Source organism: Tessaracoccus lapidicaptus, from assembly GCF_001693815.1.
In the GTDB taxonomy this organism is placed as follows: domain Bacteria; phylum Actinomycetota; class Actinomycetes; order Propionibacteriales; family Propionibacteriaceae; genus Arachnia; species Arachnia lapidicapta.
Genome location: NZ_MBQD01000007.1, coordinates 38,956 through 45,842 on the forward strand (window position 1 = coordinate 38,956; position 6,887 = coordinate 45,842).

The following is a 6,887-nucleotide window of genomic DNA, read 5'->3' on the forward strand; positions in this document are numbered from 1 at the left end:
AGCCTATGGCGCGGCGGCGGGCGGTGCCCCGGCGCGCCGTGCCCGAAACGAGACCGTAACACCCGGCTCAGGCGCGGCGGGCGCGCGCCAGCAGCTCGGCGGCGTGCTCCAGGCCGGACGCCGATGCCGCGTCGCCGCCCATCATCCGGGCCAGTTCGGCGGCCCGCTCCTCGTCGTCGAGCGCCCGCACGCCGGAGGTCGTCACCTGGCCGTCGGAGGCCTTGTGCACGACGAAGTGCCGGTCGGCGAACGCGGCCACTTGGGCCAGGTGCGTCACGACGATGACCTGGGACACGGCGGCGAGCCGCTGCAGCCGCCGCCCGATCTCCACGCCGACGGCGCCGCCGACACCCGCGTCGACCTCGTCGAACACGAACGTGTGGCCGGCCGAGTCGTCCGCGAGCACCACCTCGAGGGCGAGCCTGACGCGCGACAGCTCACCGCCGGAGGCCACCTTCGCCAGGGGCGCGGGCGCGGAGCCGGGGTTGGCCGAGAACAGCAGCTCGATGCGGTCGGCGCCGTGGGGTCCGAGGGGGGCCTCGTCGATGGCGAAGCGCAGCTGGGCGTGCGGCATGGCGAGCGCGGCGAGTTCCGCCTTGACGCGCGCTTCGAGGTCGAGCGCCGCCGCCCGGCGGGCCGTCGAGATGTCCGCGGCGTCGGCTGCGAGCTGCCGGTCCAGCGCCGCGACCCGTCCGGCGAGCTCGTCGATGCGGGCGTCGCTACCGGTGAGCGCCTCGAGGCGGGAGCGGGCGTCGTCCGCCCAGGCCAGCACATCGTCGATCGTGGCACCGTACTTGCGGGTGAGCCCGGCGAGCTGGGCGCGGCGCTGCCCGACTGCCTCGAGGCGCAACGGGTCCGCGACGAGGTCGTCGAGGTAGCCCGCGACATCAGCCGCGAGGTCCGTGACGAGCATGGCTGCCTCGACGGAGCGGGCGGCGAGCGGCGCGGCGGCGTCGTCGCGGTCGGCCAGCGTCGCCAGGGTCTTGCGGGTCTGCCCGATGAGCGCCACGGCGCTGGGCAGGTCGAAGTCGGATTCGGAGCCGCTCAGCGCGGTCTGCGCGGCGGCCGCGAGGGCGCGGAGGTCGTCGAGGTCGCTGAGCCGGGCCTGCTCCGCGGCCAGCGCATCGTCCTCGCCAGAGACGGGCTCCACGGCGTCGATCTCGGCGAGCCCGAACCGCAGCAGATCCTCCTCGCGCGCCCGTTCGATGGCGGCCGCCCGCAGCGCGGCCAATTCCGCCTCGGCCGCGCGACGCTCGGCGTACGCCGCGCGGTAGGGCTCGAGCCTCGCCGGCCGGGCGTGCTGGTCGAGGACCTCGCGTTGGCGTTCGGGAGTGGACAGCCGCATCTGCCCGGACTGGCCGTGGATCGTGGCGACCTCCCCGAGGAGGGCCGCCAGCGTCGCCACCGGCACCCCCGCGCCACCGACGACGGCCCGGGAGCGGCCCTGCTGTGACACCTGGCGCAGCGTGACGACCTCGTCGTCGTCCGCCTCGCCGCCCAGCTCGCGGACCCGGTCGACCAGGTGGCCGGGCAGCACCCAGCGGCCCTCGACGACTGCCCGGTCCCTGCCGCGGCGCACGATGCCGGAGTCGGCGCGGGTGCCGAGTAGGTGGCCCAGGCCGGCGACGAGCATGGTCTTGCCGGCTCCGGTCTCGCCCGTCAGGGCCGTGAGCCCGGGCCCGAGTTCGAGGTCCGCCTCGTCGACGACCCCGAAGGCCGTCAGGCGGAGGGAGGCGAGCATCAGCGCTCGCTGCGGCGGTGCCGCCAGCCGTCGACGGGGAGCGCGAACTTCTTCACGAGTCGGGTCGTGAACGGCTGCTCACCGATGCGGGCGATCCTGACCTGATGCTGGTGGGAGCGCACGCTGATCCACTCCCCCGGCGCCAGGTCATGGCTCCGGCGCCCGTCGCACCACAGGATGCCCGGGGTGCGGGCGCCGTCGGGGAGTTCCAGCCGCACCTCGGACGAGGGGCTGAGGACCATGGGTCGGTTGAAGAGGGCGTGCGCGGCGAGCGGGACGACCAGGATGGCCTGGACGTCGGGCCAGATCACCGGCCCGCCCGCCGAGAAGCCGTAGGCGGTCGATCCCGTGGGGGTCGAGACGAGGACCCCGTCACAGCCCCACCGCGACAGCGGACGGTCGTCGACGCTGACCAGGACGTTCAGCATGCGCTCGCGGGCGATCTTCTCCAGCGACACCTCGTTGACGGCGTGCGAGACCCAGGTCAGCCGGCCATCGGGGTCGCGGACCTCCACCTGGAGCGCGAGGCGCTCCTCGACGAGGTAGAGCCGGTTCGCGACGACGCCGGGCAGCGCGTGGATGTCCGAGGGCTCGAGTTCGGCCAGGAAGCCGACGTGGCCGAGGTTGACCCCGAGCAGCGGGACGCCCAGGGGCATGGCCCACTCCGCGGCACGCAGGATCGTGCCGTCGCCGCCGAAGACGACGGCCAGCTCCGCGGGCGTCCCATCCAGCGGGTGCACTTTCGCGTCCGGGACGCGGGCCCGGATGCGCTCCAGGTCGCCGGGGAACACGACGAAGCCGAACCCCATGGCGTGGAGGTCCGCGATGAACTGGGTGGCCTTCTCGATCGCCTCGTCGCGCTCGGGGTGGACCAGGACGGCCACGGTTCGCTGCATCACGCGTCCACCCTACCGAGTGAGATGCACGAAGTACTCGACGTTGCCGGAGGCGCCGGGCAGGGCGCTGATGCCGCGCCACCGTTCGCGCCAGCCCAGGCGGTTCGCGTCGGCCACCACGGCGTCGACACACGCTCGCCTCAGCGCGTCATCGCGGACGACGCCACCGGCGCCGAGTGCCTCCCGGCCGACCTCGAACTGCGGCTTGACCAACAGCAGCGCCGCGCCGTCATCGGTGAGGACCGCCAGGAGGGGCGGGAGGAGGAGGCGCAGGGAGATGAAGGAGACGTCGCCGACGACGAGGTTGACGGGTGCGCCGTCGAGGTGGTCGAGGGTGAGGTCGCGCAGGTTGAGCCCCTCGTGGACGCGCACCCGCGGGTCGTCGCGGACTGGAGCCGCGAGCTGGCCGTGACCGACGTCGACGGCGTACACCACCTCGGCGCCCCGCGCCAGGCACACCTGGGTGAATCCCCCGGTGGAGGCCCCGGCGTCGAGCACGCGGCCGCCGACACGGACGCCCGACGACTCGAGCGCTCCGATGAGCTTGTGGGCGGCCCGCGAGACCCAGGGCTCGACGTCGGCGGCGATGTCGTCCCGGTCGGCCACCCGCTGCGCGGCCTTCGAGGCGGCCGACCCGTTGACGGTCACCCGGCCCGCGGCGATGAGCTCAGCAGCCTGGGCTCGGGAGCGGGCGAGGCCGCGCGCCACGAGCGCCAGGTCGAGTCTCACGGGGCGACGCCGGGGATCCCCAGCTGCCCGACCCCAGGATCGTTGTTGAGGATGGCGGCCAGCACCCGCTGTGCCTCCCCGAGACGTGCCACCTGCGCCTCCAGAGGGGCGTCCTCGACGCCGTCCAAGGCTGCCACGACCTCCTCGACCAGCTGGATCCGCCTAACGTCCGACGGGGCCGCGCTGCGGGGGGTGGGGACGGTCATCGCAGGGTGTCGAGCGAGTTCAGGACGCCGGAGATGTCGACGCCGTAGCGCCAGCGGGCCTGCAGCGCAGCCCACAGTGCGTCGAGCTGCTCGTCGCGCGTGACGGGCCGCGTGGAGAGGAAGCCGCCGGCGTCGGTGAGATCGATCTCCTGGTACCCGCACACGAAGCGCGAGCCGTTGACGTGGGCCTCCCGCGCGGGCTCGAGCAGCGCGGACGCGTCATAGCCGATGTAGGTCGGCCGGTACTCGGGGGCCGCCTCCGCCAGGTCCGCCTTGCCGTGCGCGCCGGTGAACACGAACAGCGAGTCCATGCCGACGTTGTTGGCCCCGAGGATGTCGGTGTCGGTGCGGTCCCCCACGAAGATGGGATGCGACGCCGACAGGCGCAGCACTGTCTCGTCGAGCAGGGGTCGGTACGGCTTGCCGGCGATTCGAGGGTCGACGTCGACACACGCCCGCACGACCGCGATCTGGGATCCCAGTCCGGGCACGATGCCACGATCGGAGGGCCGGGTGAGGTCCGGGTTCGTGGCGTACCAGGCGGCGCCGCGCTGGACCGCCAGGGCGGCCTCCTCGAGGCGCTGCCACGCGATCGTGGGGTGGTAGCCCTGCACCACCGCGTCAGGCGCGTCGTCGAGGGATGCGACGACGGTGAATCCGGCCTCGCTCAACTGCTGCACGAGGGCGTCGGTCCCGACGGCGAGGATTCTCGCCCCCGCGGGGAGGTCGGCGCCCAGCATGCGCAGCGTGGCCTGGGTCGAGTTGACCACATCGTCGGCATCCGCCCGGATTCCGAGCTCGGTGAGGTGCTCGGCGACCGCGGCCGGCGTGCGGGCGGCGTTGTTGGTGACGAAGCCGAGGTGGGTTCCGCGCGAGCGGAGCTCCTCGAGCGCCACGGCCACACCGTCGACGGCGTAGGGGCCGAGGTAGATCACCCCGTCGAGGTCGAACAGGGCGGCGTCGTAGTCGGCTGCCAGTGCCCGCATGTCAGTGCTGCTCCTCGTCGCTGTCTGGTGCCTGCGCGTCGAACGCGCGTTCGGCATCCTCGTCGTGCTCGTCATCGTCGGCCGGAAGGCCGTCCGCGTCGTCGTCGGGCTCTGCCTCGGCCTCGACGTCGGACTCATCGTCCTCGTCAGCCTCATCGTCGGTGGGCTCGTCGCCCTCGTCGTCGATGGGCTCGCCGGCCTCAGCATCGGTGGACTCGTCGGCCTCGTCGGCCTCCTCGGCGATGGGCTCGTCCTCGTCCTCGTCCTCGTCGAGGAAGTCGGGCAGGACCACGCCGTCGAGTGTGGCGAGGCGGTCGGAGATGTCGAGTTCGGCGTTCTCATCGAGGGCCGCGGCCGAGGTGAACCACTCCCGCGCGCCTGCCAGGTCGCCGTCCTCCTCCAGGAGGTTGGCGTAGGCGTAGCGCAACCGAGCCTGTCCGAACGGCGGGCCGACGCGGCGGCTGATGGCCGCCTGCAGCAACCGCTTGGCCTCGGCGCGCTGACCGAGATCGGCGCGCACGCCGGCCTCGACGAGGAGGCACTCGATCCGCAGCCACACGTCCTTCGTGGTCGGCGACAGTTCGCCCAGGACCTCCAGTGCGTCACGGGGACGCCCCAGAGCTCGCTCGCAGTCCGCGATGACGGGGATCAGCTCGTCACCGCCACTGAGCCGACGGATGGCCCGGAACTCGCGCAGCGCCACAGCGAACTCGCCTGCGGCGTAGGCCGTCTCGGCGGCGGCCTCGCGGACGATGGGCAGACGACCGGCCCTCCGGCGCGCGGCCTCGGCGTGGCGGAAGGCCAGGTCCGGGTCGACGTCGACGTAGCGTCCGGCGGCCCAGATGTGGGCGCCGACGATCTCGGCCAGTTCCTTGGGCAGACCGCGCAACTCGGCCTTCACGCCCGCCGGGAGCTGGGACTCGACGAAGTCCTGCGGCACGTCGGGCTCGTCCGCGCGGGGGGCGGTGCCGGGATGCGGGACGTAGGGCTGTTCCTCGGTGCGCGGACCCCTGTCGTCCCGGCGCGGGCCTCTGCGGTCGTCGTCGCGACGCGGGCCGGAGCCACGGTTGTCGTCGCGGTTGCCCCAGGGGCGACGCTCACCCTCCTGACGCGGACCGCGCCGGTCATCGTCGCGGCGCGGGCCTCGGCGGTCATCGTCACGGCGGGGACCAGATCCACGGTTGTCGTCGCGGTTACCCCACGGACGACGCTCGCCCTCCTGACGCGGGCCACGCCGGTCATCATCACGGCGGGGACCAGATCCACGGCTATCGTCGCGGTTACCCCACGGACGACGCTCACCCTCCTGACGCGGACCACGCCGGTCATCATCACGGCGGGGACCAGATCCACGGCTATCGTCGCGGTTACCCCACGGACGACGCTCACCCTCCTGACGCGGACCACGCCGGTCATCATCACGACGGGGGCCGGAACCACGGCTATCGTCGCGGTTGCCCCACGGGCGACGCTCGCCGTCCTGACGCGGGCCGGAGCCACGGCTGTCGTCACGCTTGCCCCACGGGCGACGCTCACCCTCCTGACGAGGGCCGGAGCCACGGTTGTCGTCCCGGTTACCCCACGGGCGACGCTCACCCTCCTGACGAGGGCCGGAGCCACGGTTGTCGTCACGCTTGCCCCACGGGCGACGCTCACCCTCCTGACGCGGACCACGACGGTCATCATCACGGCGCGGACCGGAGCCACGATTGTCATCGCGGTTGCCCCACGGGCGACGCTCACCCTCCTGACGCGGACCACGACGGTCATCATCACGACGCGGACCGGAACCACGATTGTCATCGCGGTTGCCCCACGGGCGACGCTCACCCTCCTGACGCGGACCACGACGGTCATCATCACGGCGCGGGCCGGAGCCACGGCTATCGTCCCGGTTACCCCACGGGCGACGCTCACCCTCCTGACGCGGACCGCGACGGTCATCATCGCGCCGCGGCCGTCGATCGTCTCCGCCCGAGCGGGGGCCGCCCTCACGGCGGGGACCGCCGCGCCGATCGTCCCGAGGATCGTGGCGCGGGGTGCGGTTATCGCTAGACATAACGACCATCATCTCAGCACATCGCCGCGGGACCCAAACGGCGCGGGCACGGCGAGGGGGACGGCGCGTTCAACGCCTTGCCGACCGCACACGCGCGCGGTGACCGGTCCCTCATCTGCGTGTGGGCATGAAAAAAGCGAGGAGGAAGACACACACACCGGCCAGGCCGGCAGGGTGTCTTCCCCCTCGCTGTATTCAAGTAAGTGTCCGGCGGCGTCCTAGTCTCCCACAGCGTCCCCGCTGCAGTACCATCGGCGCTGAAAGGCTTAA

7 protein-coding genes are annotated in these 6,887 nt (G+C 72.9%); all 7 read right to left on the reverse strand.

Translation table 11 applies throughout. The annotated features are described in order from the left end of the window. Nucleotides 1-67 precede the first annotated feature (67 nt). From recN to BCR15_RS03015, 7 genes are read right to left on the reverse strand one after another with little or no spacing between them, the layout of a single operon-like run. Complete coding sequence (recN, locus tag BCR15_RS02985) at nucleotides 68-1,741, reverse strand: DNA repair protein RecN (RefSeq protein ID WP_068750298.1); 1,674 nt, start codon at nucleotides 1,739-1,741, stop codon at nucleotides 68-70. Further along, nucleotides 1,741-2,637, reverse strand: a complete 897-nt coding sequence (locus tag BCR15_RS02990; protein ID WP_068750318.1) for an NAD kinase — start codon at nucleotides 2,635-2,637, stop codon at nucleotides 1,741-1,743. The genes recN and BCR15_RS02990 overlap by 1 nt, the downstream gene beginning before the upstream one ends. A gap of 12 nt (nucleotides 2,638-2,649) precedes the next feature. Continuing rightward, the gene (locus BCR15_RS02995) at nucleotides 2,650-3,366 is read right to left on the reverse strand and encodes a TlyA family RNA methyltransferase (RefSeq protein ID WP_068750300.1); all 717 of its coding nucleotides are present in this window, start codon (nucleotides 3,364-3,366) and stop codon (nucleotides 2,650-2,652) included. Then, nucleotides 3,363-3,572 carry a hypothetical protein gene (locus tag BCR15_RS03000; RefSeq protein ID WP_068750301.1) on the reverse strand — a complete coding sequence of 70 codons (210 nt, stop codon included), beginning with the start codon at nucleotides 3,570-3,572 and terminating at the stop codon, nucleotides 3,363-3,365. The genes BCR15_RS02995 and BCR15_RS03000 overlap by 4 nt, the downstream gene beginning before the upstream one ends. Next, nucleotides 3,569-4,558, reverse strand: a complete 990-nt coding sequence (locus BCR15_RS03005) for an HAD-IIA family hydrolase (RefSeq protein ID WP_068750303.1) — start codon at nucleotides 4,556-4,558, stop codon at nucleotides 3,569-3,571. The genes BCR15_RS03000 and BCR15_RS03005 overlap by 4 nt, the downstream gene beginning before the upstream one ends. 1 nt (nucleotide 4,559) lies before the next feature. After that, complete coding sequence (locus BCR15_RS03010) at nucleotides 4,560-5,498, reverse strand: tetratricopeptide repeat protein (RefSeq protein WP_068750305.1); 939 nt, start codon at nucleotides 5,496-5,498, stop codon at nucleotides 4,560-4,562. Continuing rightward, a complete protein-coding gene (locus BCR15_RS03015) occupies nucleotides 5,456-6,502 on the reverse strand; it encodes a hypothetical protein (RefSeq protein ID WP_176715178.1) in 1,047 nt (348 codons plus the stop codon). The genes BCR15_RS03010 and BCR15_RS03015 overlap by 43 nt, the downstream gene beginning before the upstream one ends. Nucleotides 6,503-6,887: the final 385 nt, after the last annotated feature.